The organism is Pedomonas sp. V897 (assembly GCF_051304405.1).
GTDB lineage: Bacteria > Pseudomonadota > Alphaproteobacteria > Sphingomonadales > Sphingomonadaceae > Pedomonas.
The window spans coordinates 991,509-1,012,063 of sequence record NZ_JBPPGG010000001.1 but is presented as its reverse complement, the minus strand read 5'-3'; the positions used below and the strand labels follow the sequence as shown (position 1 = coordinate 1,012,063).

At 68.2% G+C, this 20,555-nt stretch carries 20 protein-coding genes; 4 read left to right on the top strand and 16 right to left on the bottom strand.

Annotation, left to right across the window (positions count from 1 at the left end; genetic code table 11):
• The first annotated feature begins 15 nt into the window (after positions 1-15).
• Complete coding sequence (locus ACSJJU_RS04815; RefSeq protein ID WP_435914075.1) at positions 16-966, top strand: ParB/RepB/Spo0J family partition protein; 951 nt, start codon at positions 16-18, stop codon at positions 964-966.
• Positions 967-1,216: 250 nt separating this feature from the next.
• Here ACSJJU_RS04815 and ACSJJU_RS04810 read toward each other — a convergent pair whose 3' ends face one another.
• From ACSJJU_RS04810 to ACSJJU_RS04790, 5 genes are all read right to left on the bottom strand, one after another.
• Positions 1,217-1,645: a GNAT family N-acetyltransferase gene (locus ACSJJU_RS04810; protein WP_435914074.1), complete on the bottom strand. Its 429-nt coding sequence runs from the start codon at positions 1,643-1,645 to the stop codon at positions 1,217-1,219.
• Positions 1,646-1,802: 157 nt separating this feature from the next.
• Positions 1,803-2,825 (bottom strand): DNA polymerase III subunit delta, encoded by a 1,023-nt coding sequence (gene holA / locus ACSJJU_RS04805; protein ID WP_435914073.1) that lies wholly within the window; start codon positions 2,823-2,825, stop codon positions 1,803-1,805.
• On the bottom strand, positions 2,822-3,319 hold the full coding sequence (gene lptE / locus ACSJJU_RS04800; protein ID WP_435914071.1) for an LPS assembly lipoprotein LptE: 498 nt from the start codon (positions 3,317-3,319) through the stop codon (positions 2,822-2,824). Before lptE ends, holA begins: the two co-directional genes overlap by 4 nt.
• Positions 3,319-5,874 (bottom strand): leucine--tRNA ligase, encoded by a 2,556-nt coding sequence (leuS, locus tag ACSJJU_RS04795; protein ID WP_435914070.1) that lies wholly within the window; start codon positions 5,872-5,874, stop codon positions 3,319-3,321. The genes lptE and leuS overlap by 1 nt, the downstream gene beginning before the upstream one ends.
• A gap of 23 nt (positions 5,875-5,897) precedes the next feature.
• Entirely contained in the window at positions 5,898-6,338 is a 441-nt protein-coding gene (locus ACSJJU_RS04790) for a DUF3576 domain-containing protein (protein ID WP_435914069.1), read from the bottom strand.
• Between the two features lie 255 nt (positions 6,339-6,593).
• On the opposite strand from ACSJJU_RS04790, the gene ACSJJU_RS04785 reads away from it, so the two are divergent.
• Positions 6,594-7,325, top strand: coding sequence for a porin (locus ACSJJU_RS04785; protein WP_435914068.1), 732 nt, complete (start codon positions 6,594-6,596; stop codon positions 7,323-7,325).
• A gap of 135 nt (positions 7,326-7,460) precedes the next feature.
• Here the strand turns inward: ACSJJU_RS04785 and ACSJJU_RS04780 are convergent, their stop codons facing one another.
• The gene (locus ACSJJU_RS04780) at positions 7,461-8,030 is read right to left on the bottom strand and encodes a thiamine phosphate synthase (RefSeq protein ID WP_435914067.1); all 570 of its coding nucleotides are present in this window, start codon (positions 8,028-8,030) and stop codon (positions 7,461-7,463) included.
• Between the two features lie 38 nt (positions 8,031-8,068).
• On the opposite strand from ACSJJU_RS04780, the gene ACSJJU_RS04775 reads away from it, so the two are divergent.
• Positions 8,069-8,749, top strand: a complete 681-nt coding sequence (locus ACSJJU_RS04775; RefSeq protein WP_435914066.1) for a YggS family pyridoxal phosphate-dependent enzyme — start codon at positions 8,069-8,071, stop codon at positions 8,747-8,749.
• Positions 8,750-8,974: 225 nt separating this feature from the next.
• Here the strand turns inward: ACSJJU_RS04775 and ACSJJU_RS04770 are convergent, their stop codons facing one another.
• The 6 genes from ACSJJU_RS04770 to ACSJJU_RS04745 all read right to left on the bottom strand — a co-directional run bounded on the left by ACSJJU_RS04770 (position 8,975) and on the right by ACSJJU_RS04745 (position 16,156).
• Complete coding sequence (locus ACSJJU_RS04770) at positions 8,975-9,499, bottom strand: L,D-transpeptidase family protein (protein WP_435914065.1); 525 nt, start codon at positions 9,497-9,499, stop codon at positions 8,975-8,977.
• 89 nt (positions 9,500-9,588) lie between these two features.
• Positions 9,589-10,413 (bottom strand): hypothetical protein, encoded by an 825-nt coding sequence (locus ACSJJU_RS04765; RefSeq protein ID WP_435914063.1) that lies wholly within the window; start codon positions 10,411-10,413, stop codon positions 9,589-9,591.
• Positions 10,414-10,597: 184 nt separating this feature from the next.
• Complete coding sequence (gene ribA / locus ACSJJU_RS04760; RefSeq protein WP_435914062.1) at positions 10,598-11,689, bottom strand: GTP cyclohydrolase II; 1,092 nt, start codon at positions 11,687-11,689, stop codon at positions 10,598-10,600.
• Positions 11,686-12,480 carry an exodeoxyribonuclease III gene (locus tag ACSJJU_RS04755; RefSeq protein WP_435914061.1) on the bottom strand — a complete coding sequence of 265 codons (795 nt, stop codon included), beginning with the start codon at positions 12,478-12,480 and terminating at the stop codon, positions 11,686-11,688. Before ACSJJU_RS04755 ends, ribA begins: the two co-directional genes overlap by 4 nt.
• Before the next feature lie 387 nt (positions 12,481-12,867).
• Positions 12,868-13,527 carry a LolA family protein gene (locus ACSJJU_RS04750; protein ID WP_435914060.1) on the bottom strand — a complete coding sequence of 220 codons (660 nt, stop codon included), beginning with the start codon at positions 13,525-13,527 and terminating at the stop codon, positions 12,868-12,870.
• A 337-nt stretch (positions 13,528-13,864) separates the two neighbouring features.
• Positions 13,865-16,156: a DNA translocase FtsK 4TM domain-containing protein gene (locus ACSJJU_RS04745; RefSeq protein ID WP_435914380.1), complete on the bottom strand. Its 2,292-nt coding sequence runs from the start codon at positions 16,154-16,156 to the stop codon at positions 13,865-13,867.
• Positions 16,157-16,480: 324 nt separating this feature from the next.
• Between ACSJJU_RS04745 and ACSJJU_RS04740 the strand changes: the two genes are divergently transcribed.
• The gene (locus ACSJJU_RS04740) at positions 16,481-17,707 is read left to right on the top strand and encodes a UbiH/UbiF/VisC/COQ6 family ubiquinone biosynthesis hydroxylase (RefSeq protein WP_435914058.1); all 1,227 of its coding nucleotides are present in this window, start codon (positions 16,481-16,483) and stop codon (positions 17,705-17,707) included.
• 541 nt (positions 17,708-18,248) lie between these two features.
• Here ACSJJU_RS04740 and ACSJJU_RS04735 read toward each other — a convergent pair.
• From ACSJJU_RS04735 to trxA, 4 genes are read right to left on the bottom strand one after another with little or no spacing between them, the layout of a single operon-like run.
• Positions 18,249-18,608 (bottom strand): gamma-butyrobetaine hydroxylase-like domain-containing protein, encoded by a 360-nt coding sequence (locus ACSJJU_RS04735; protein ID WP_435914056.1) that lies wholly within the window; start codon positions 18,606-18,608, stop codon positions 18,249-18,251.
• Positions 18,605-18,820 (bottom strand): Trm112 family protein, encoded by a 216-nt coding sequence (locus ACSJJU_RS04730; protein ID WP_435914054.1) that lies wholly within the window; start codon positions 18,818-18,820, stop codon positions 18,605-18,607. The genes ACSJJU_RS04735 and ACSJJU_RS04730 overlap by 4 nt, the downstream gene beginning before the upstream one ends.
• The gene (locus tag ACSJJU_RS04725) at positions 18,820-19,485 is read right to left on the bottom strand and encodes an LON peptidase substrate-binding domain-containing protein (RefSeq protein ID WP_435914053.1); all 666 of its coding nucleotides are present in this window, start codon (positions 19,483-19,485) and stop codon (positions 18,820-18,822) included. The genes ACSJJU_RS04730 and ACSJJU_RS04725 overlap by 1 nt, the downstream gene beginning before the upstream one ends.
• A gap of 49 nt (positions 19,486-19,534) precedes the next feature.
• A complete protein-coding gene (trxA, locus tag ACSJJU_RS04720) occupies positions 19,535-20,452 on the bottom strand; it encodes a thioredoxin (protein WP_435914051.1) in 918 nt (305 codons plus the stop codon).
• Positions 20,453-20,555 lie beyond the last annotated feature (103 nt).

Sequence of the window (20,555 nt, the reverse complement as noted above, 5' to 3'; positions counted from 1 at the left end):
GAGGACTGGTGAAACATGGCGACTCCCAAACGACCGTCGGGGCTGGGCAAGGGGCTGGAGGCCCTGTTCGGGGAATTCAATGCCAGCGTGAAGGCGCAGCCGTCCCGTTCGGCCGCCGCTGCAGATCTGGTGGAGGCCGCCGCCGAAACCGCAGCCGCGCCGCGCCAGGCACCGCAACGCATCGCCATCGACAAGATCATCCCCAACGCCAAGCAGCCGCGCCGCAGCTTCTCGGACGAAGCCATTGACGAACTGGCCCGCTCCATCCGCGAAAAGGGCGTGCTCCAGCCGCTGCTGCTGCGCCCCGCCCCCAACCGGCCCGGGTTCTACGAGATCGTGGCAGGCGAGCGCCGCTGGCGCGCCTCGCAGCGGGTGCCGCTGCACGAACTGCCCGCTATCGTTCGCGATCTGGACGACAGCACCACGCTCGAAATCGCCCTCATCGAGAACATCCAGCGGCAGGACCTCAACCCCATCGAGGAAGCGGAAGGCTACCGCCGCCTGATCGACGAATTCCACCACACGCAGGAAGAAATCGGCAAGCTGGTGGGCAAGAGCCGCAGCCACATCGCCAACCTGCTGCGCCTCCTCGACCTGCCGCCCTACGTCCGCGCGCTGGTGGCGGAAGGCACCCTCACCATGGGCCACGCCCGCGCCCTGGCCAACACGCCGGACCCGGCCAAACTCGCCGACGAAGTGGTGGAAAAGGGCCTCAGCGTCCGCCAGACCGAACTGCTGGCGCAGGAAGCCAAGAACCCGGCCACGGCCGCCGCGCCCAAGGCCGAGGCGAAGCTGAAGCCCGGCAAGGACCCCGACACCCTGGCGCTGGAACGCGACCTCTCCGCCGCCATCGGCATGGCCGTCACCATCAACGACCGCAACGGCCAGGGCACGCTCACCATCAGCTACAAGAACCTGGACCAGCTGGACGAGATCTGCGCGCGCCTGACGGCCCAGAGGGTGTAAGGTTCGGTTTTTCTTCGGCAATTTTCGGGAAGGGATGATTTGCAGGGGGTCTCGGACCCCCTGCACCCCCTTTCGTTTCTATCCGGCCGTGCTTCCAGAGGCCGCTGAATGCACGGCCCAATAAAAGTTTATTGGGGCGCACCCTTTCTTTAGAGGGCGCGCCCCGAAAAAAACGAACAGGGGGTCGCAGGGGGAACAAGTTCCCCCTGCAAAACATCAAACCCGATGTTTCACGTGAAACACGCGCGGGTCAGGAGAGCGTCTTGCTCATGAAGTAGCGGGCCCCGCCCCGCGGATGACCCGGCAGTTCGCCGAACACACTGAAGCCCAACTTCTCGTAGAAGCCCCGCGCCTGGAAACTGAATGTGTCCAGCCAAATTCCGGCTGCGCCCCGGTGCCGGGCGATGTCTTCGGCCCGTTTCATCAGTTGGGTGCCCAGCCCTTTGCCCCGCAACTGCTCGGGCACGGCCAGCAGCTCGACAAACAGCCAGTCGTAGCTGAACCGGCTCCACAATCCGCCGCTGGCGCGCCTTTGGCCGGGCTCGTGCAACAGGAGGGTGATGGTCTCGCGCCGCGCCGGCCCTGCCGTGCGGGTATTGTAATCGATCAGCGGTGCGGCGATGGCGTCGTACATGCCCGCCGTGGGCGATGTGGACAGGACGATATCGACCTGCGTCATGGGCGCGGCTCCTGTCAGCCTCTTCCGAAGCGCCATGCTGACGCAAGGGGGAGGCCCCCGCAAGGGCGTTGCGAGACCGTTGTCTCAGGCGCGGCCGTGAAAACGAACGGGGTGCAGGGGACTGGGTCCCCTGCATGATATTCTTGAGAAACCCCGCTCAGCGCCGGGCGCTGCCCGCGGCGGCGAGTGCCATGAGGCACTGGTGGGCGATGACGTCACCGGCGCTGCCGGAGGACTTGATGTCCCGCTCGGCTGTCAGCAGGCGGTTGAGGGCGGTGCGCAGCCGCTCCGGGCCCCAGCGGCGGGCCTGGGCCGCGAGTGCGTCCTTTTCCTTCCAGAAGACGGGCGGGCGCAGCGCGCCGATGGCGGCGTCGAGGGACTGTCCGTCCGCCATGGCGGTGCGGACCTCCAGAAGCTGCCACAGGCGGCGCAGGACGGCGCGCAGCAGGGCGATGCCGGCCTCGCCCTCCTCGGCCATGCGGTCGATCTGGCGGGCGGCTTCCACCGCGTTGCCGCCCAGCACGGCGTTGATGAGCTTGTCGTAGCTGGACTGGCCGAAATCCGCGCCGACGGCTTCCATGTCCTCAAGGCGCACCCGGCCGCCGCCCGTATAGAGCGCCAGCTTGTCCAGTTCGTTGCGGGCGATGTCCCGTTCCGGCCCTACGGCGCGGGCGAGCAGTTCGATGGCGTCCTGATCCATCTGGAGGCCGCGGGCCTGCGCTTCCTGCTGGAGGAAGGAGGAGAGGCGCACCCCCTCCTCCGCGTAGCAGGCGATGGCGAGCGCGCGCGGGTGGGCTTCGGTCGCCTTGCGCAGTTTGGAGGTTTTGGGCAGGTCACCGCTGATGGCGACCACCAGGTTCTCGGCGGTCGGGCTGTCCAGCAGGGCTTCCACGGCCTTGAGGCCGTTGTCGGCGAGGCCGGTGACGCGGATCAGCTTGCGCCCGCCCAGCATGGGCAGGCTCGCGGCCTCGTCCGCCAGCACGGCGTCGTCGTCCGCCACCTGCTTGCCGTCCAGATCGACCACCAGAAACGGGTCGGACAGGTCCTCAACCACCTGACGGCCGAAGATGCGGGCGCGTTCGCGCACCAGGGCTTCATCGGGCCCGAAGATGTGAACGAGGCGGATGCCCGGGTCGAGGCGTTTCAGCGCGGCCTGTATCTGGGCGGGACCGGGTTTCACTGGCTCTGGGTGCGGAAATAGAGCGCCAGACGGGTGATGATGCGGCTGGCGATGGCCCGGGTGTTGCGCTCGAACGCGGTGCGCTCGGCGGCGACCACCGCGTATTCGCTGCGCACCACGTCAATGCCGGCGTCGGACCGGGCCACGTCTTCCAGCACGATCTCGTCGGTCTCCACGTTCACCAGCCGGTAGGTGGCGGTGAGGGAGACGCGTTCGCGGGCGACGGATTCGTCGCCGCGGATACCGAAGCCCTCGATACGCTCCTGAAGCGTCACGTCCAGCCGGTAGGCGGGCGTGCCCTGGGGCTGGATCTGACGCAACAGTTCCTCGCGCAGCATCTGGCCGCTGCGATCCGCGATCGGGCTCACAGCGACCAGGGAGAGCTGCTCGGCGGCGACGCCCTCGCGTCCCTCCGCGTAGATGGGTTGGAGGCCGCAGCCCGCCAGCGGCAGGCCGAGACCGATCAGCAGCAGAGGGAGGGCGAGCGCGCGCATCAGATCACCAGATTGACCAGCCGATCGGGCACCACGATGACCTTGCGCAGGGCAGCGCCGTTCAGGGCCCGCTGCACCTTCTCCGACGCGAGGGCGGCGGCTTCCAGCGCGGCCTTGTCCGTGCCCTTGGCCACGGTCAGCGTGTCGCGGAGCTTGCCGTTCACCTGCACCGCGACGGTGACCTCGTCGGCCACCAGCAGGGCGGGGTCGGCCTTGGGCCAGGGCGCTTCCGCCACCAGCGTCTCGAAGCCCATGAAGGCCCAGGCCTCCTCGGCCAGGTGCGGCATCATGGGGGCGACCATCTGGACGAGCGCGATCAGGCCCTCGCGGCGGGCGAAGGCGAGGCTTTCATCGTCCTTCGCGGCCGAGAGCGTGTTCACGAACTCGTAGAGCCGCGCCACGGCCTTGTTGAAGTGCAGGGCGGCGATGTCGGCGGTGACGCCGTCGATGGCCTTGTGGGTGGCCTGACGCAGCTTCTTCGCCGCGGCGTTGTCGGCGGGCTCGGTTGCGCCCGAGACCTGCGGCCAGCTTTCGGCGACCAGACGCCACACCCGGTTGGCGAAGCGCCAGGCGCCCTCGATGCCGGCCTCGGTCCAGGAAAGGTCGCGCTCCGGCGGGCTGTCGGAGAGCATGAACCAGCGCACGGCGTCCGCGCCGTACTGGTCCACGATCACCGTGGGATCCACGGTGTTCTTCTTCGACTTGCTCATCTTCTCGGAGCGGCCCACCGTCACGGCAAGGCCGGTTTCCTTCTCGAAGACGCCGTCGTCGCGCCGCTCCACCTGCCCCGGCTCAAGCCAGCGGCCGTCCAGCGACTTGTAGGTCTCGTGGGTCACCATGCCCTGGGTGAACAGGCCCCGGAACGGCTCGGTGATGTCGATGCGGCCCACCCGGTTCAGCGCGCGGATGAAGAAGCGGCTGTAGAGCAGGTGCAGAATGGCGTGCTCGACGCCGCCGATATACTGGTCCACCGGCAGCCACCACTCCGCCGTCCCCTTGTCGAACGGCTGGTCCTTGGGCTGGCTGGCGAAGCGCACGAAATACCAGGAGCTGTCGACGAAGGTGTCGAGCGTGTCGGTCTCGCGCACGGCGGGCTTGCCGCACGTGGGGCAGTTGACGTGCTTCCAGGTGGGGTGACGGTCGAGCGGGTTGCCCGGCACGTCGAAGGTCACGTCCTCCGGCAGCTTCACCGGCAGCTGGTCCTTCGGCACGCCGACCGGGCCGCAGCTCTCGCAGTGGATGATGGGGATGGGCGTGCCCCAGTAGCGCTGGCGGGAGATGCCCCAGTCGCGCAGGCGGTAGGTGGTGGTGCCCTCGCCCCAGCCCTCGCTTTCGGCGCGGCTGATGACAGCCTTCTTGGCCTCGTCCACGCCGAGGCCATCGAGGAAGCGGGAGTTGGCGAGGCGGCCCGGGCCCGTGTAGGCCTCGTCCGCCACCGCGAATTCGGCCGGGTCGGCGCCTTCCGGCACCACCACGGGCGTTACCGGCAGGTTATACTTGCGGGCGAAGTCCAGGTCGCGCTGGTCGTGCGCCGGGCAGCCGAAGATGGCGCCGGTGCCGTATTCCATCAGCACGAAGTTGGCGATGTAGACCGGCAGCTCCCAGTTCGGATCGAGCGGGTGCCTGACGCGGATGCCGGTATCGAAGCCCAGCTTCTCGGCGGTTTCCAGATCGGCCGTGGAGGTGCCGGACTTGCGGCACTCCGCCACGAAGGCGGCGGCTTCCGGGTTGTCCCGCACCAGCGCCTCGGCCAGCGGGTGGTCGATGGCGATGGCGCAGAAGCTGGCGCCGAACAGGGTGTCCGGCCGGGTGGTGAACACCTCGATGGTCTCCACCGGCGCGGGCTGGCTCACCTGGAAGCGGAACTTGAGACCGGTCGACTTGCCGATCCAGTTCTCCTGCATCAGGCGCACCTTCTCCGGCCACTGGTCGAGCGTTTTCAGCCCTTCCAGCAGATCCTCGGAGAAGTCGGTGATCTTGAAGAACCACTGGCTCAGCTTGCGCCGCTCCACCAGCGCCCCCGAGCGCCAGCCGCGGCCGTCGATCACCTGCTCGTTGGCGAGCACGGTGTGGTCCACCGGGTCCCAGTTGACCCAGCTTTCCTTGCGATAGACCAGCCCGGCGTTGAACAGGTCGAGGAACAGCGCCTGCTCCTGCCCATAGTATTCGGGATCGCAGGTGGCGAACTCGCGGGACCAGTCGATGGCGAAGCCCAGCAGCTTCAGCTGGTCGCGCATGGTGGCGATGTTGGCGTAGGTCCAGTTCGCCGGGTGCACCTTCTTCTCGAAGGCGGCGTTCTCGGCGGGCATGCCGAAGGCGTCCCAGCCCATGGGGTGCAGCACCTCGTACCCCTGCGCGCGGCGGAACCGGGCGATCACGTCGCCCATGGTGTAGTTGCGCACATGGCCGATGTGGATGCGCCCCGAGGGATAGGGGAACATCTCAAGCACGTAGGCCTTGGGCTTGCCGGACTGGTCGTGCGCCTGGAAGGTCTTGCGCTCTTCCCAAATGCGCTGCCACTTGGCCTCCGCGGCCTTCGGATTATAGCGAGTCATGGACCTGAATCAGTTCTGTACGGTTACTTCGACGAGCCAACCGTGCCCTGCCGGATCTGGCGGGCGCGGGTGAGAATGGCGTCTTCCAGCTTCTGGACGGTGCCGGCCTGAACCGGGGCATCCACCCAGGCGCCGTTCTGCTGCACCTGGCGATGCACCGCCACCTTCACGGCGTCGGCGCGCAGGTCGCGGTCCAGCACATAGGCGGAGACGCGGAAACGTTCGGTGGGAGCCTTGGGGTTGACTTGCCAGTCGGTGAGAATGACGCCGCTGTCCGCATCCACCTGGGTTGTGGGCATGAACGACAGCACGTCCAGCGCCGCGCGCCACAGGTAGGTGTTGATGCTGAGCGTCGTCACCTTCGCGGGCGGCAACTTCGCGGGCGCCGGGTGGTTGCCGCCGCCGCAGGCAGCCAGACCGAGCGCTGCACCCAAACCCAAGCCTATCCGCACGAGCAGTGTCATAGTTTTCCTCATTCGACTCGGGAACCCTGTCCCCGCGAGACTTGCTCTCTTATAGACACGCGTACCGGGCCGGGCCAAGGCCCGTCACGCCCCTGAATGGATAAGGTTTGTGGATTCGTCGCCACAGTTTCGTCCCATTCCGCCAGGGAATGTCCGGGCTGACGGAAGAATTGCTGGAAAACAAGAGTTTCTGTAGTCATATCTGGAAAAAAATTGGACCAGAGGACAATGACGGCGTTCGCACGAGTATTGACGTTGGCTCTCGCAGTGGCGGCCACTTCGGCTGCGGCTGCCGAGTCCGCGCGTCAGGACACGGCGCGGCAGAATGCCGATTCCGACTCCGGTTACCTGTATTTCCGCGACATGGGCTCCGTCACCACGCTCGATCCCAAGAGCCCGGGGGCGTTGACGCCGTCGCTTCTGGAAACCAAGCAATCCGCCCGTTCCGTGGTGGCGCCGCTGCGCGCCAATGGCAAGGCCAAATCGGCGGAGCGCACGTTCCTGTTCACGCCGTCCGGCAAGGCCAACGATCGCAAGGCGCTCAGCGTCGGCGTGACCACCCGCACCCTCAACATCACCGATCAGGAAGCGGAAAAGGCAGCGGCGGGCATCGACGTGTCCGGCTACAACGTCGGCCTGTCGGTGGCGTATCGCGGCTTCTCGGTGGAGGCTGGCTACACCCGGGTGGAGGATGCGCACCTGAACGGCAGCCGGGGCATGGATCTGGGCCTGTCCTACCGGGGCAAGGACTGGAAGACGACCCTCCAGGTCGCCGGCGAGCGCTACAGCGACGACAAATCCGCTACCGCGCTGGGCGTGGACAAGAGCTACAGCGTGGAGCTGGGCGGTGCCTACCTGCTGACGCCGCGCCTCAGCCTGACCGGCGGCATCAAGTATCAGGTTGTCTCGCCGCGCGAAGAGCTGCGCATCGGCGAAGGCGATCAGGCCAGCGGCTCGGTCTACGTCGGCACCAACCTGAAGTTCTGATCCGGCCCGGTCGGATCGAACCCAGGCGCCAGGTTTCAGCCTTACGGACTATGAAGCGGCGGGGAGACGGTGGTTTCCCCGCTGTTTTCGCGTGCGCGGCGTCCGGGCAGCGCGTCCGTGAAGGACCGGGGGCGCTCAGCCCCTCACCCAGGCGTCGATCGCGCCCCAGCCGTAAGGCCGCAGCGGGGCAAGGCGCCGGGCGGCGCGGGCGTCCATGCCCCCCAGCGCCAGCACCGGCAGCGCGGGTCTCAAGCCCCGCGTCAGCAGGCCGAAGCGGCAGGGCCCCAGCGTGCGCGCGCCCGGGTGGCTGCGGGTGGGGAACACGGGGGAGAGAAACGCCCCGTCCACCCCCAGCCGCCCGGCGCGGACAAGCGCGGCGCGGGAATGGGCGGCGGCGGTGAGGCGGAACCCCGCCTTCGGGCGGCGGCCGCTGCCCCGGCGCGCCTCCCGCTCGGGCAGGTGCGCGCCGTCCGCCCCCAGCCGGAGCGCGAGGGCCGGCGGCCCGGCGAGCAGGACGACGAGTCCGCGCCTGCGGCAGGCGGCAACGAGGCGCCGCGCCAGGTCCCGGTCCCGCGTCAGGCTTGGAACCCGCACGATCACCCCCACATCCTTTGGCAGCCGCGCGATTGCCTCCCGCACCGCATCGCCCAACCGGCTGTCGGTGAAGAACCATCGTCGGGGAAGGATGCGGGATCTGGAAGTCATTGGCGGCTCGCGATTCTCCCTCTATACACCGCAAGGCCATGGATACCACAGACACGCTTCTTCAGGATGCCGCCCGGCGGCTTGCCGACATCCGCGACCGGATGGCGAAGGCCGCGCGCCTCGCCGACCGCAAGCCGGAGGAGACGCGCCTCATCGCCGTCTCCAAGACGTTCGGGCCCGAGGCCATCGAGCCGCTGCTGGCGGCCGGTCAGCGCCTGTTCGGCGAGAACCGGGTGCAGGAGGCGCAGGCCAAGTGGCCCGCGCTGCGGGAGAAATACCCGGATGTGGAGCTGCACCTGGTCGGCCAGCTCCAGTCCAACAAGGCGGTCGATGCGGTCACGCTGTTCGACGTCATCCACAGCCTGGACCGCTCCTCGCTGGCGCAGGCGCTCGCCCGGGCGATGGAGAAGACCGGCAGGCGGCCCGCCTGCTACGTGCAGGTGAACATCGGGCAGGAGGACCAGAAGGGCGGCGTCGCCCTCGATGCCCTGCCCGCGCTGCTGGAGGAGACCCGGGCGCTGAACCTGCCGGTGGTCGGCCTGATGTGCGTGCCGCCGGTCGACAAGGAACCCGCCCCCTACTTCGCCCTGCTCGCCAAGCTCGCCCGGCGCCACGGCCTGCCCCGCCTTTCCATGGGCATGTCCGGCGATTTCGAGACAGCAATTACCCTCGGCGCAACCGAAGTCCGCATCGGCACCGCCCTGTTCGGCGCGCGCTGACGGGTTGGATTTACAGGGATTTTTTGAGGGTTTGTTGCAGGGGTCCCGGACCCCTGCACCCCGTTCGTTTTCAGGGCCGTGCCGGTGATGACCGTCGCGGCCCTGTGTCTTCAAGGGATCATCAGGCCGCGCCTCACGAAAGCGCGCACGGATCACGCGGCCGATAAAGGCAGGGAGTGCAGAGGGTCCGAGACCCTCTGCAAAAAAAAAGACCCCTGCAAAAACCTACTCCCGGATCTCGATCACCGTCTGGGGTGTGCAGGTTTTCAGGATTTCGGCGAGCGTGGCGCGGGGCACGGCGATGCAGCCGAGGGTGGGCTTCATGGCGCCTGTGTCGTCGTATTTGCAGCAGTGGAGGTAGATGGCGCTGCCGAGGCCGGGCGTGGCGGGCGCGTCGTTGTGGCCGAGCACGACGATGAGGTCGTAGAGCCCGTCCTCGCGCCACAGGGACTCGGCGCTGGCGTCGCACGGCAGCAGGATGGGCCGGTTGTAGGCCGGGTGGGCCGGGTCGTCGCACCAGCCGTCGCGGCGGCAGAGGCCGCGGATGGGAAGATCGGTGGCCGGCGGCGGCACCCGGTCGGGGCGGTAGTAGACCCAGCGCAGCGGATAGGTGCCAAGCGGGGTTGCGCCGTCCCCTTCCCGCTTGTCCGCCGCCGGTTTTGCCCCGCCCTTGCCGATGGCGCAGGGGGTGGATTGCTTGCCCCAGTGCAGCACGCCGGCTGCGGTTTCCACAATCAGTCGGTCAACCATGTCCGGGCGGATGCCTTTCTCCAGCGGCGAGGGTGGGCGATGTTATCGCGGGCCCGCCCTCATGGCCACAGGCGCGGCGCGGCCGGGCGTTACTGACCCTGCTGCTGGCTGCGCTTGAGGGCGTCCAGCTTGTCCAGGTTGGCGGCCATGCGGGCGGCGAAATCCGCGTCGCCCATGGCAGGCGCAGGGGCAGTCGCGACCGGGTGCGGGCGCTCGGGCAGGCGCTCGTTCAGGCGCTCGGCCCGGCGTTCGTTCGGGCGTTCGTTCTGGCGCTCCTCGCTGCCGCGCGCCGGGGCGGGCATCGCCGCGGGCGCGGAGGCGCCAAAGGCGGTCATGAGCGCGGCGAACTGGTCGGAGCTCATTTCGACGGGCGCGGAGCCCGGCAGCGCGACAGGCCGGGCCGGGCTGCTGGCCGCTCCGGTTGCCACGGGGGCTTGCGCGTCCTTTGGGGCTTGCGCGCCCTTCGGCGATTGTGTTGCGGCGGGGTGCAGGCCCGGGCGGGTCTTGCCCGCATGGATCGCCTGATCGCCGTTGAAGGCGGTGGGGCCGGATTTGACGTTCCCCGCCTGCACCAGATCCTCGCCGCCCTTCTTGCCCTTCGATCCGCCGAACAGCGCGCCGAACAGGCCCTCGATGAGATAGACGCCGACGCCCACCGCCGCGCCCACGGGCCCGGCGACGGCCGCGCCCAGCCCCACGTGGCCCGCGAATTTGGCGCCGTCGGAGATCTTGTCCTTGGTGACTGCCCGGTACGCCTGCGAGACGACCGGCACATGCTGGAGCGGATTGACCGTATCCACCAGCTCGCCGAACAGCGACGTGTTGTTGCGGTGTGCGTCGGCCTCGACCCGGATGGTGGACGCCGGGCCCTGGCGCATGTGGGGCATCAGCAGGTCAACGCGGGTGGCAGGCATGGCAGTCTCCTCGGGCAGATGACCAGCAAGCTCCGTGCCAGTTGGCGGAATTCCGCGATTTCAAGGGGTTGGCCGGTAGTGGCGGGCCGGAGGCAGGGCCGGCCCGGCAGAGTTTGCCCTGTGCGGGCGGCGGGCGGCCGACAGGAGTTGCCGGGTTGGCGGCCGCGCGGCGCGACAGGCGCCGTTACAGCAGGTGCCCGGTGCGCTGCTGCTTGGTGCGCAGGTAGCCCGCGTTGTGCGGGTTGGAGGGGAACTTGTGCGGCACCCGCTCCGCCACCCGGATGCCGCAGGCTTCAAGCCCCGCCACCTTCTGCGGGTTGTTGGTCATCAGCCGCACGGCGGTGAAGCCCAGGAGGGTGAGCATGCGCGCGGCGGGCCAGAAGGCGCGCTCGTCCGTCTCGAAGCCGAGGCGGTGGTTGGCGTCCACCGTGTCGAAGCCCTGATCCTGAAGCGCGTAGGCGCGCAGCTTGTTGATGAGGCCGATGCCCCGCCCCTCCTGCGCCAGATAGAGCAGCACGCCCGCGCCGTGCTCCGAGATCGCCTTGAGCGCGCCGCGCAGCTGGGGGCCGCAGTCGCACTTGAGGGAGGCGAGCAGGTCGCCGGTGAAGCATTCGGAGTGGAGGCGCGTCAGCACCGGCTCGTGCCGGCACGGCTCGCCGATGACGATGGCCAGATGTTCGAGCGCGCCATCGTCGGCGCGGAAGGCGACGATGCGGGCGTTCTCCGCGTCCTCCAGCGGCACGCGGGCCTGCGCCACGATCCTGAGGCGGGCGGCGCGGGCCTCCGCATAGCCCAGTACGGACGGGGCGGTGACCTCGATCCAGTCCGGCTGCGCCGCCGGGTTGAGGACGACGAGACAGGCGGGCAGCAGGCGGGCGGCCTTGGCCAGCTCGATGGCGGCCTGCCCGGCGGTTTCGTGCGCGCCCATCGCCAGCGGGCGGAACGGCCCCTTGAGCGGCGCGGCCAGATCCTCCACCGGGTCGGCGACGCTGAGCAAAAAGCCGAGGTCGGCGCGGGGCTCGCGCTCGATCATCACCACCTGATGGCCGGCGGCGCGGGCATCACCGGTGATCTTGAGCACCTGCGCGCGGCGGCCGCTGATGAGCAGATGGGCGGTGCCCCCGGCGCGGGCCTCGAAGGCGGCGACGGTGTCGTCGGTGGCAAGGTCCAGCGCCATGGCGGCGAGGCGCGTCGTGCCGTCCGTCACCACGACGGGGCGGCCCCGCCGCAGCTCGTCGACCGCCCGGTCGACCGCCAGGAGGGCGTCCGCCGTCACCAGTTGAAGCTCGCGATGATCGGTGCGTGGTCCGAGGGCTTGTCCCAGCCACGGACATCTTCCAGCACCTGATAGTCGATATGGGTTCCGGCCAGCTCGGGCGAGAGCCAGATGTGGTCGAGTCGCAGGCCGCGATCAGTCACCTGCCAGTCCTTGGCGCGGTAGCTCCACCAGGTGAACTGCCGCTCCGGTGCGGGAATGGCGACCCGTCCCAGGTCCACCCAGCCGTGGCTCTGCCGAAGCTGTTCCATCTTCTCCACCTCCACCGGCGTGTGGCTGACCACCTTGAGCATGTGCTTGTGGTTCCACACGTCACAGGGTAGCGGGGCGATGTTGAAATCGCCAAGCAGGATGGTAGGCCGCCGGAGCTTTTCCGACCAGCGGGTCATGCGGTCGTAGTAGTCCAGCTTCTGCCCGAACTTGGGGTTGAGCCTGGCGTCGGGGATGTCCCCGCCCGCCGGGATGTAGACATTCTCCAGCCGGATGCCGCCGGGGAGCGTCGCGCCCACGTGGCGGGCCTCGTCGTTGCCCTGCCAGTCGTGGCTGTCCGCCTCTGTCAGTTCCACGCGCGAGAGGATGGCAACGCCATGATGCATGCGCTGGCCGCGCAACTGCATGTGGGTATAGCCATGCTCGGCGAAGAAGGCGGCGGGGAAGTCGCCGTTGGCGGCCTTGATTTCCTGAAGGCACAGCACGTCGGGCGCATATTCCTTCAGGAAGCGGGCCACCAGGTCCAGACGCGCGCGGACGGAATTGATGTTCCAGGAAGCGATGCGAAGAGTAACAGACATTGGCGGTTGTACTAAGCTACACGGTCTCTCGGGACAAGCTTTACGCGCATACGCCGTCCCTGCAACGGAAGATGCGTGCAGACACGCCAAATCCGTCCTTCAGAGGAGCATCAGTGCCGGGGTTCAATGCCGGGGTTCTATGCCGGAGTTCAGTGCCGGGGGTCCGCAAACGCGAAGGACCCCGCCTCGGGGGCAGGAGGCGGGGTCCAGACTGCGCTCGTCACGCAAGCAGCGACAGTGGTCGGGCAACAGGGGGGCAAATCCCGACGACAAGAGTGCCGCTGCCTCATCAGAAATAGGATTGGCCCCTTCCCATTTCAACCGCGGCAGGATGCAGGAATGTCGCGGGTCAACGCAGCTAGGCGACATTCCTGCACGGTTTGTCGCTCAGCGAAGGCGGCCTGGTCTGGCGGTGCGCAGGCCGCGCGGATCCTTGAAGCGGAAGGCGCTGTCGGAGACCGCCTCGTTCAATTTTTGATTGGACAATTGAACCATGGTTGTGCGCCCTTGTCCATCCAGCACGCGCCAGCCCATCAGCATGAGGCCGGCCGGTCCCTTGGGCGTCTTCTGGAAGAACAGGGTGATGGTGCCGTATTCGGGATGCTTGGGGTCGCGGCCCTCCACGGCGATGAAGCCCTGGGGTGTCTCGTCGGCGGGGAGCACCCGCGCCCGCCCGGCCAGCGACACCTTGTCGTCCAGCAGCAGGGCGAGCGGCGTCTCCTTCACCGGCCAGCGGGTGACCTGCGCCACCTCGTAGTCCACCATCGACAGCACGCTGCCGTTGGAGACGATGAGCAGCGGCGAGTCCTTGCCGAAGTCGAACCGCACTTTGCCCGGCTTGGCGAGGATCATCTGCCCTGTGGCCACGGCGCCGGTGTCGGCGGTCTGGGTAAAGTCCGCCTGGAGGCTCTTCACCTCGCGCAGGTGGGTTTCAACCTGGGTCAGGGCCGAGGAAGCAGACTGCTGCGCCACGGCCGGGCCTGCCATCACCCCTGCGCCCGCGGCGGGCACGGCGAGACTGAGCATCAGGGCGGTCAGAAAACGCATCGTACAATCTCCAAATCTCACCTTCAGGTGGCCGGTTTCGCCTGAACTCCGGCTGAACCGTTTGATTTCTAATGTCATCTTTCAAGAGACAAAGCGAGGGTGCGCGGAAGCGCGCAAAAAAAGAGACAAGCAGGGGGAAAAGAGACAAGCAGGGGGATCTGTAATCCCCCTGCACCCCCTGTCCGTTTTTCGGGCCGCGTTTCAGGCGTGCGCTGGAAACGCGGCCGAATGAAAACCTGCCTGATTGGGCCGCGCCCTTGCATAGGCGCACGTCCCGATAACGAAAGGGAGGTGCAGGAGGGACCGGGTCCCGCCTGCGAAAAATCCCACATACCTCCTACAGCCGGGTGCCGTCGCGGTCGAGGAACACCTCGCGGCGGCCCACATGGTCCGGCTGGCCCACCAGGCCTTCCTTCTCCATGCGTTCGATCAGGCGCGCGGCGCTGTTGTAGCCGATCCGCAGCTGGCGTTGCAGGTAGCTGGTGGAGGCCTTCTGCGATTCCGCCACGATCTGCACGGCGCGGCGGTACATGTCGCCCTCGCCGCCGTCGTCGCCCGCCTCGCCGTCGAAGCCCACGTCCTCGTTCTCGTCCGGCTCCTCGGTGACAGCTTCCACGTAGTCCGGCATCCCCTGGCTGCGCCAGTGGTCGGCGACGCGCTCCACCTCCTCCTCGGAGACGAACGGGCCGTGCACGCGGGTGATCTGCTTGCCGCCCGCCATGTAGAGCATGTCGCCCTTGCCGAGCAGCTGCTCCGCGCCCTGCTCGCCGAGGATGGTGCGGCTGTCGATCTTGGAGGTGACGGCGAAGGAGATGCGGGTCGGCAGGTTGGCCTTGATGACGCCGGTGATGACGTCCACCGACGGCCGCTGTGTCGCCATGATGAGGTGGATGCCCGCCGCGCGCGCCTTCTGGGCGAGGCGCTGGATGAGCACTTCCACTTCCTTGCCCGCCACCATCATCAGGTCGGCCAGCTCGTCCACCACCACCACGATCAGCGGCAGCGGGTCGAAGTCGAAGGTCTGCTCCTCGTAGATGGGCTGGCCGGTTTCGCGGTCGTAGCCGGTGTGGACCTTGCGCACCAGCGACTGGCCGCGCGCCTTGCTCTCCATCACCTTCTCGTTGAAGCCGGCGAGCGAGCGGGCGTTGACGCTGGCCATCTTGCGGTAGCGGTCATCCATCTCGCGCACGGCCCACTTGAGGGCGGCGATGGCCTTCTTCGGCTCGGTGACGACCGGGGCCAGCAGATGCGGGATGCCGTCGTAGACGGACAGCTCCAGCATCTTGGGGTCGATCATGATGAAGCGCAGCCGGTCCGGCCCCATGCGGTAGAGCAGGGAGACGATCATGGCGTTGAGGCCGACCGACTTGCCCGAGCCGGTGGTGCCCGCGATCAGCAGGTGCGGCATGGGGGCGAGGTCCGCCACCACCGCGTCGCCGGCGATGTCCTTGCCCAGCACCATGGGCAGGGTCTTCTTGTCCGTGGTGAAGGCGTCGGAGAGCAGCAGCTCCTTCAGGTAGACGGTGTCGCGCTTGGCGTTGGGCAGCTCGATGCCGATGACATTGCGTCCCGGCACCACCGCCACGCGGGCCGAGATGGCGCTCATGGAGCGGGCGATGTCGTCGGCGAGGCCGATGACGCGGGACGACTTGATGCCCGGCGCGGGCTCCAGTTCGTACATGGTGACCACCGGGCCCGGGCGCACCTGGATGATCTGGCCCTTGACGCCGTAGTCCTCGAGCACGGATTCCAGCAGGCGGGCGTTCTGCTCCAGCGCCGCCCGGTCGAAGCCCTTGTTGTCCGATTTCACCACCGGCGCCAGCAGGTCGAGCGAGGGCGGATCGTACTTGTCGCCCAGCTTGAGGTCGCCCTGGCGGCTCTGCGTCTTGGGGGCGGCGGCCGGCTCCTTCTTCTTGGGCGGCAGGATGCGGTCGCGCAGGCGGGGCCTGGCGTCCTCCTCCTCCTCCATCGCCGGGGCGGGCGCGTCGGGTGCCATGAGCTTGGGCTCGCGGCGGATGCTCTGGGGCCGGGGCTCCTCCTCCTCCCGCTCATAGGGCGGCACGTAGCGCTCGGGCCGCTGGAACAGGGCCTTGAGCCGCTCCCAGTCGCTGCTCTCCAGCCCCAGGCTGAAGACGAACAGCACAAGGCCGATCAGCAGCAGCGGTACGCAGAACACCCAGCCCAGCGGCTGCCAGCCCCACTGTTCGGCAAGGGCAGTGACGCCCCGGACGCCGAGGAAGCCGACCACGCCGCCCACGCCCGCGTCCACCGGCCAGGAGGGCCAGGCCGGCACCCAGCCGCAGGCGAGGCTGAGCACGATCGCGCCGCAGAAGGCGAAGATCACCGAGCGGCGCAGGTTGCGCGTCGGCAGGCGGCGCAGGGCGCGGAAGGCCCAGCACAGCACCGGCAGCACCACGAACCAGATGCCGAGGCCGAACACCTGATAGGCCAGATCCGCCAGCGTCGCGCCCGGCCGGCCCAGCCAGTTGTTGGGGGCGGCGGCGGTGGCGTGGTTGAGCGACGGATCCGCCGGGTCGTAGCTCAGCAGCGCCGTCAGCAGGCACAGGCCGATCAGGCTCAGCCCCAGTCCGCCGCCCAGGCGCAGGACCGGTTCGCCGATCGCGCCCATGCGTTCGCTGAGGGAGCCGGGCAACTTGGGGAAGCGCGCACGTGCCACTGCTTTGATACCTTGTCCTGCCTTAGCCGAGAGTTTGCGCCGGTACTGCCGGAATCGCACCTTGTCCTTGGACCGCTTATGAGCCGGAAGCCCCCGCCACCGTCAAGTCGGCGCGGTCCGGCTCACGATAAACCGTTTGCCGGAGCCCGAACAAGCCGGGCACCCCGCCGTGCCCGGCCTGTTCGCGGCGCATTGGTCTCGATCATGGAAATTCCTACCGTCCGGGGGCATAAGGCGGCATACAAGGGTGCCGGAGCAACAGCGAGGGACAGGTTCATGGCGGACGAGAACAGGGCGATTTCGGTCGACGCGATCATCATCGGCGGCGGCCTTGTGGGCATGACCCTGGCGCTGGCCCTCTCCAGCCATGGCCTGGAGGTGGCGGTGGTGGACAGCGCCGATCTCAACGCCACCCTCGAGGCCAGCTTCGACGGGCGCGCCTCGGCCATCGCCAACGCCTCGGCCAAGATGTTCCAGGCCATCGGCGTGTGGCCGCACCTGGCGGACGTGGCCCAGCCCATCCGCAAGATCCTGGTGACCGACGGCGACTCGCCCCGCTTCCTCCAGTTCGACAGCGCCGCCATCGGCGACGAGCCGCTGGGCTACATGTTCGAGAACCGCCTGCTGCGCGCCGGGCTCATGGCCGCCTACCGGCAGAGCGAGGGCATCCGCCTCCACGCGCCGGACCGGCTGGTCTCGTGGAACCGCTCCAGCGCCCGGGTGGAGGCGGTGCTCGCCAGCGGCACCCGGCTGGTCGCGCCGCTGCTCGTCTCCGCCGAGGGGCGCCGCTCCTCCCTGCGCGAGCAGGTGGGCATCCGCGTCGCCCAGTGGTCCTACCGCCAGCACGGCATCGTCACCACCGTCGCCCACGAGAAACCCCACGGCGACGTGGCGCACGAGCGCTTCCTGCCCAACGGCCCCTTCGCCATCCTGCCGCTCCAGCACAACCGCAGCGGCATCGTCTGGACCGTCTCGGACAAGGACGGCCCCGCCTACATGGGCCTCAGCGACCGCGCCTTCCTCGCCGAACTCCAGCGCCGCTTCGGCGACTTCCTCGGCAAGGTGGAGCTGGCCGCGCCGCGCTGGTCCTACCCGCTCGGCTTCATCCATGCGGAGCGCTACATCGACGACCGCTTCGCCCTCATCGGCGACTCCGCCCACGGCATCCACCCCATCGCGGGACAGGGCCTCAACATGGGCCTGCGCGACGTGGCCGCCTTCACCCAGGTGTTGGTGGAATCCGCCCGCATCGGCCTCGACATCGGCTCGCCCGACGTGCTCCGCCGCTACCAGCAGTGGCGGCGGCCGGACAACGTCTCCTCCGCCGCGGTGATGGACGGCCTGGTGCGCCTGTTCTCCAACGACCTGAAAACCGTCACCTTCGCCCGGCGCTTCGGCATCGGCCTCGTCAACCGCATCCCGCCGCTCAAGGGCTTCTTCATGCGCGAGGCCATGGGCGCCACCGGCAAGCTGCCAAGGCTCCTCCAGGGCGAGCGGGCGTAAGGGGTTTTCAGGAGCGTCTTGTTTTTTGTTTTTTCGCAGGAGGGTCGCGGACCCTCCTGCACCTCCCTTTCGTTTCGGGCCGCGCCTTTTCTCCAGCGGGCGCGCCAGAACGGCCAAGTGCGGCCCGAAAGATCACTCGGGGGTCGCAGGGGGATCAAGATCCCCCTGCATCCTGAAAATATTTCTTCCTGAAACTGGTTATTGAACGGCCGCGCCTTTTTCCGATCTGGCAAATCGACGCTACGGGGGTTTAAACGCTCGTATAGAGGTTTTTGCCTATTTTGGCTAGGGAGGTAGCGGGCAGGTCTGTTTCGGCGCTGCAAGGTGCCTTTACGGGCGATTACGGGCCATGCGCGAGGCCACTCTCGCCCCGTTTGGCGTCTGGCAGGGGGATTTTCCGGGACGTACCCGGCCCAGCCGTTGGCGCGCCCCGTTTAAACCCCGCTTTCCAGCAGGGCGCGGGGAACACGTCCCGAAACGACAGGGAGGTGAAGGAGGGACAAGTCCCTCCTTCAAAACCGAACCCCTGAAACCACCCCCCTCACGTCCGGCTGAGGCCGCGGGCGGACAGGGCGGCGAGGTAGTCGTCCCACAGCCGGTCTTTTTCCCGGCCCAGCTTGTGGAGGTAGTTCCAGGTGTAGAGGCCGCTGTTGTGGCCGTCGTTGAACACGATGCGCACGGCGTAGCGGCCCACCGGTTCGATGCGTTCGATTTCCACCTGTGCCTTGCCGGCGACGATCTGCTTCTGGCCGGGTCCGTGGCCTTGCACTTCGGCCGAGGGGCTTTCCACCCGCAGCAGTTCGGCGGGCAGGGTGAAGGTTTCGCCGGAGTCGAAGGTGACGGTGAGCAGCCGGGTGCTGCGGCTGTAGGTCAGGTCGCGCGGCCAGGGGGCGGCGGTCATCGGGTTTCCTCGATCTGCCGGGCTTCGTCCACCAGCATGATGGGGATACCGTTGCGGATGGGGTAGGCGAGGCCTGCCGAGCGGCTGATCAGCTCGCCTGCCTCCCGGTCGTATTCCAGCGGCCCCTTGGTCAGGGGGCAGACCAGAATTTCCAGGAGGCGCGGGTCCAGGGCCCGGTTCTCGTTCCCGGTCTTGTTCTCGTTCTCGCTCATCAATGCCTCACATCGGTTGGGCCGGTCTCTCCGGCGGCGAAGCGCATCAGCAGGATGACGGCCTCCGTTCGCTCGGGCAGCGACGCGGCTTCCAGCAGCGCCTGTTTCTCCGTCTCCCCGAAGGGGCAGAGCATGCAGATGGCGCTGACCAGCATTTCGTCATCGGCGTTGTGGATGGAGTCCCAGTCCGCCTTCAGGGTGCGCGCTTCCAGGTACTGCACCAGCTGGTCGAGCAGTTCGCCGCGCAGGGTGGAGGGCAGCGGCGCGGCGGGCATCCGGTCCTGCACGTAGGGGGCGTAGTCCGCCTGCACCTGGCGGTAGGGTGTAGTCACCGCCAGCTCGCGGGCGATGCGGAAGCGGCACACGCCCTTGAGGGCAATGAGCAGGCGGCCGTCTTCCGTTTCCTCGCACTGGGCGATCTGCCCGGCGCAGCCCACCGAGAACAGGCCGGGGCGGCCATCGTCCAGCACCCCGTAGGGCTGGACCATGCCGATGATCTTCTCGCCCTTCATGGCGTCGCGCACCATGGCGAGGTAGCGCGGCTCGAAGATGTGCAGCGGCAGATGGGCGCGCGGCAGCAGCAGCGCCCCCGGCAGGGGAAAGACCGGGATCACGCCCGGCAGCGGGTCTGCCTGTGCGCTTCCAACACCCCCTGATACAGCCATGGGTCTGCTCTCTTTCTGCGTCCTGCCGCTGCTCTGGTGTTCCACGCCGTCAGGAAAACAGAACCGACGAGAGGCGGCGGCGGGTCGCCTTCGTGAACGGGTCTTCGAGGCCGATGGCGTCGAACATGCGCAGGAGGCGCGCCTTGGCCTCGCCGCCGTTCCAGTTCCGGTCGCGGCGGACGATCTCCAGCAGGTGATCGGCGGCCCCTTCCCGGTCGCCCACGGCCATCAGGCCGCCGGCCAGCTCGTAGCGCCTCTGGTGGTCGCCCGGGTTGGCCTCCACGTAGGCCCGCAGCCCGTCCAGATCCTCCACCGGCCGGGCCTCCGCCGCCAGCGCGACGACGGCGCGCGCCTGCACCACCGCCGGGTCGCCGGCGCTGTCCTCGGGGATGCGGTCGAGCAGCGCCCGGGCGCCCGGCAGGTCGCCTGCCGCGCAGCGGGCGCGGGCAAGGCCGGTGAGCGCCTTGAGGTTGTCCGGGTCGAGGTCGAGGATTTCGCCGAACAGCGTCTCGGCGGAAGCGTGGTCACCGGCCGCGACGGCCGCCTCGGCCGCTTCCAGCAGCGCGGTCATGTCCTGCTCGTCCCCGGCCGGCACCTCGCCGCCGAGGGCGTCCAGCAGCCGGTCGATGAAGGCGCGCAGCTGGCTCTCCGGCAGCGCGCCCATGAAGCCGTCCAGCGGGCGGCCGCCGCCGAAGGCGTAGACCGTGGGGATGGACTGCACCCGGAACTGGCCCGCCAGCATCTGGTTCTTGTCCACGTCGATCTTCACCAGCCGCACCCGGCCCTGGTACTCCGCCACCACCTTTTCCAGGAGCGGGGTCAGGCTCTTGCACGGCCCGCACCATTCGGCCCAGAAATCCACCAGCACCAGCGCCTGCATCGAGGCGTCGATCACCCGCTCGCGAAAGGTCTCCGCAGTGGCGTCCGTCACGAGGGCTGCCGGCGCATTGATCGATTCCAAAGCCATAGGGGTCGCCTCCCGAAAATCCCACACATCAGTCCAGTACATGTCTTGCCGCCTTATGTGACGATTGTCGCGACAAAATCCAACCGTCCTCATGGCGGGCGAG

Excerpts from the sequence above, each read along its gene's own strand:
- ACSJJU_RS04815 (WP_435914075.1), top strand. The coding sequence starts at position 16 with ATGGCGACTCCCAAACGACCGTCGGGGCTGGGCAAGGGGCTGGAGGCC.
- ACSJJU_RS04810 (WP_435914074.1), bottom strand. The coding sequence starts at position 1,645 with ATGACGCAGGTCGATATCGTCCTGTCCACATCGCCCACGGCGGGCATG.
- lptE (WP_435914071.1), bottom strand. The coding sequence starts at position 3,319 with ATGCGCGCGCTCGCCCTCCCTCTGCTGCTGATCGGTCTCGGCCTGCCG.
- leuS (WP_435914070.1), bottom strand. The coding sequence starts at position 5,874 with ATGACTCGCTATAATCCGAAGGCCGCGGAGGCCAAGTGGCAGCGCATT.
- ACSJJU_RS04790 (WP_435914069.1), bottom strand. The coding sequence starts at position 6,338 with ATGACACTGCTCGTGCGGATAGGCTTGGGTTTGGGTGCAGCGCTCGGT.
- ACSJJU_RS04780 (WP_435914067.1), bottom strand. The coding sequence starts at position 8,030 with ATGACTTCCAGATCCCGCATCCTTCCCCGACGATGGTTCTTCACCGAC.
- ACSJJU_RS04775 (WP_435914066.1), top strand. The coding sequence starts at position 8,069 with ATGGATACCACAGACACGCTTCTTCAGGATGCCGCCCGGCGGCTTGCC.
- ACSJJU_RS04770 (WP_435914065.1), bottom strand. The coding sequence starts at position 9,499 with ATGGTTGACCGACTGATTGTGGAAACCGCAGCCGGCGTGCTGCACTGG.
- ACSJJU_RS04765 (WP_435914063.1), bottom strand. The coding sequence starts at position 10,413 with ATGCCTGCCACCCGCGTTGACCTGCTGATGCCCCACATGCGCCAGGGC.
- ACSJJU_RS04755 (WP_435914061.1), bottom strand. The coding sequence starts at position 12,480 with ATGTCTGTTACTCTTCGCATCGCTTCCTGGAACATCAATTCCGTCCGC.
- ACSJJU_RS04750 (WP_435914060.1), bottom strand. The coding sequence starts at position 13,527 with ATGCGTTTTCTGACCGCCCTGATGCTCAGTCTCGCCGTGCCCGCCGCG.
- ACSJJU_RS04745 (WP_435914380.1), bottom strand. The coding sequence starts at position 16,156 with ATGGGCGCGATCGGCGAACCGGTCCTGCGCCTGGGCGGCGGACTGGGG.
- ACSJJU_RS04740 (WP_435914058.1), top strand. The coding sequence starts at position 16,481 with ATGGCGGACGAGAACAGGGCGATTTCGGTCGACGCGATCATCATCGGC.
- ACSJJU_RS04735 (WP_435914056.1), bottom strand. The coding sequence starts at position 18,608 with ATGACCGCCGCCCCCTGGCCGCGCGACCTGACCTACAGCCGCAGCACC.
- ACSJJU_RS04730 (WP_435914054.1), bottom strand. The coding sequence starts at position 18,820 with ATGAGCGAGAACGAGAACAAGACCGGGAACGAGAACCGGGCCCTGGAC.
- ACSJJU_RS04725 (WP_435914053.1), bottom strand. The coding sequence starts at position 19,485 with ATGGCTGTATCAGGGGGTGTTGGAAGCGCACAGGCAGACCCGCTGCCG.
- trxA (WP_435914051.1), bottom strand. The coding sequence starts at position 20,452 with ATGGCTTTGGAATCGATCAATGCGCCGGCAGCCCTCGTGACGGACGCC.